Source organism: Rhizobium sp. YJ-22, assembly GCF_029601685.1.
Lineage (GTDB): Bacteria > Pseudomonadota > Alphaproteobacteria > Rhizobiales > Rhizobiaceae > Metarhizobium.
Genome location: NZ_JARRIR010000062.1, coordinates 1 through 684 on the forward strand (window position 1 = coordinate 1; position 684 = coordinate 684).

Genomic DNA, 684 nt, shown 5'->3' on the forward strand with positions numbered 1-684 from the left:
GCGCCCCGCTGTGTGCGGAGCGCCTTGGTGGTGGTTAGCGGGACCAGATGAGCTTGTGCTCGCCCTTGTCGCCCTGGACGAGGGAAGCGTAGACTGGCGCCGTGAAGGACGGATCGTCGAGCTTGAGCGAGAGGTATTCGGCGCCCGTTTCGCGGGCAGTGCGGGTCCAGCCTGCTCCGAACTCGACGCCCCCTGCGGTGACGCGGAAGTCGGGGGCGCGTTCGTTGTCGCGGTCGCAGGGCTTGATGGTGGCCTTGACGTTGAGAGTGAGGGTCTTGATGGTGCCTGCATAGGTGCCGGTTTCGTCGCGGGTGAAGGTGCCGATCTGAGCCATTGTCGTATCTCCTGAGGTTGTTCGAAGCCGCCCGATGCGGCCTCGATGGCGGTCGAGAGGCGACGGATTGGACGGACTGCATCCGAAGGACCGCAGCATGAGCGAAGGACGGTGGCAGCCGAGCTTGTTGGCTCGCGAGGAATGACCGCTTGCGGTCAGGGGAAGAAGGTCGGCGGAGCCGTTGCAGGCCAGGGCCGGTTCGGTGCCAGACCAGCCCCAAAGAGAGGCCGTATGGGGGGCTTTCGCGCCGTCAGCAGAGAACGATGTGGTTGGTCGGTGTCTCCTCATCCGCATGATCAGCGTCGCCGGGGCAATCAATTCCTCGCGTCATCCCGGCCACCATCTCCCTG

Annotated in this window: 1 protein-coding gene; it reads right to left on the minus strand. The window is 65.1% G+C overall.

Going from position 1 to position 684, the window contains the following annotated elements:
• Nucleotides 1-34: 34 nt before the first annotated feature.
• A complete protein-coding gene (locus P7F60_RS30795; RefSeq protein ID WP_277921239.1) occupies nucleotides 35-334 on the minus strand; it encodes a DUF736 domain-containing protein in 300 nt (99 codons plus the stop codon).
• Nucleotides 335-684 lie beyond the last annotated feature (350 nt).